Origin of the sequence: Rhizobium sp. SEMIA 4085, from assembly GCF_013004495.1 — a bacterium.
Classification (GTDB): Bacteria; Pseudomonadota; Alphaproteobacteria; order Rhizobiales; family Rhizobiaceae; genus Rhizobium; species Rhizobium gallicum.
The window spans coordinates 1-1,741 of record NZ_JABEPH010000632.1 but is presented as its reverse complement, the minus strand read 5'-3'; the positions used below and the strand labels follow the sequence as shown (position 1 = coordinate 1,741).

General features: G+C 63.3%; 2 protein-coding genes. One reads left to right on the top strand and one right to left on the bottom strand.

Annotation, left to right across the window (positions count from 1 at the left end):
* The coding region (locus tag C9413_RS31840; protein WP_170251511.1) for a tRNA-dihydrouridine synthase at nt 1-622 on the top strand (622 nt) is incomplete at its 5' end.
* 64 nt (nt 623-686) lie between these two features.
* Here the strand turns inward: C9413_RS31840 and C9413_RS31835 are convergent.
* On the bottom strand, nt 687-899 hold the full coding sequence (locus C9413_RS31835; protein WP_018900054.1) for a cold-shock protein: 213 nt from the start codon (nt 897-899) through the stop codon (nt 687-689).
* Between the last annotated feature and the right edge of the window lie 842 nt (nt 900-1,741).

Genomic DNA, 1,741 nt, shown 5'->3' with positions numbered 1-1,741 from the left:
CTCCAAGGTACCGGTCACGGTAAAATGCCGGATCGGCGTGGACGAGCAGGAGCCGGAAGAGGCACTGCCGGAACTGTTGGCGCGGGTGCTGGACGCAGGTGCCGATGCCGTGTGGATCCATGCGCGCAAGGCCTGGCTTAAAGGGTTGAGCCCGAAGGAGAACCGCGAGATCCCACCGCTCGACTACGGCATCGTCTATCGCATGAAGGAGCGGTGGCCGGAGGTCTTTATCGGTATCAACGGCGGCATCCAGACGCTGGACGAGGCAGCGGCGCATCTGGAGCATGTCGATGGCGTGATGCTGGGGCGGGCGGCCTATCAGAATGCGGGGATCTTGGCGGATCTCGACCACCGCTTCTTCGGCACTGCGGCGGCCGAGCCGGACTGGGACGGGCTGCGCGACCGCATGATGGCCTATGCCGTGCGGCATATCGAAAGCGGCGGGCGGCTGCAGCATGTGGCGCGGCATATGGTCGGGCTCTTCACCGGGATCCCGGGCGCAAGGCGTTACCGGCAGATTCTGTCGAGCGATGCGGCAAAGGCAGGCGCCGGGCCGGAGGTGATTGCGGCCGCGTTTGCGGCGGTGGATTTTTCCGGTGCCAAGGAGGCGCTGAGCGCCTGAGGCCCAAAGCAAAAACGGCGCCTGGGAGGCGCCGTTCTCATTCCTGCCGTGGCAGAAACTACAATCAGTTGGCCGAGATGTTGACGGCCTTCGGGCCCTTGCCCATGCGGTCCGGCTCGGTGTCGAAAGTGACCTGCTGGCCTTCGCGCAGCGACTGGATGCCGGATGCCTGGAGAGCGGAGATGTGGACGAATACGTCCTTTGCACCGCCGTCAGGAGTGATGAAACCAAAACCCTTGTCCTGGTTGAAGAATTTTACGACGCCTTTGGTGGCCATGTGGGATAGTCCTTTTCCCTTAGTCTGTCTGGTATCCGCGCCCCCGAGAGGAAGCGGACGGCTTTAGCTTTCGTCCCGTTAGACCGGAACGAAGGGTCAGTCGGAGAAGTCACGTACGGGGAAAGAACGTCTACGCAGGCGGGGGTTACCCGCGCCGCCTTCCGCAACGGAAGGCTTTACCACATCTGTCCAGTCACCGGCATGCTAATGCCCGAGTGCTGCAATTGGTGACAGCATTTCGGGAAAAAAGCAAGCGGCAATATTGTGGCATGCGCTGACGCAAGCCCGGAAACGCCAAAGATTCAAACACTTGACGAAATGTTACCTTTCGCAGTGCGGTCTGTGTCATTTGCGGATTCCGTACCGGAACGGGACCGCGCCACCGTCCTCCGCAGCGATGTCGACCGCCGCCTTGAACCCTGCGGTTCAATACCCGCCGTCCTCTGCCGCGCGCCTCATTCCCTGTGTTTTTCAGAGCAATCCCACCACGGCGCGTCGGCGCCGTGCCGGCGCCGTGAGTGACTCTCTGACGTGTTGAACGAGCCGCCTGCGCCGTGGACATGGCGCTGCTGGATCCCTGTGACAAGCATAGGAATGAGGGATGGCCGCCGAAGTCGGTTCATCGAAGCGCTCGTGCGTCCCGGCGAATTCACATGCCGCTCCACAATTTCGTCCCGACTGGACCCGAATATGGCGGGCGCGCGGGCTTCTGGGTTTATGCCGGGGGGCCGGGGGAGTAGGGGACGGGGGGGGGGGCGGGGGGGTGCCAAAAGAGAGGGGGGCGGGTTGAGCGGTCGCTCTGTTTTGTTTGGGGGTGGACGCGGGGCCGGGGGGCGCGCGGG

Excerpts from the sequence above, each read along its gene's own strand:
- C9413_RS31835 (WP_018900054.1), bottom strand. The coding sequence starts at position 899 with ATGGCCACCAAAGGCGTCGTAAAATTCTTCAACCAGGACAAGGGTTTT.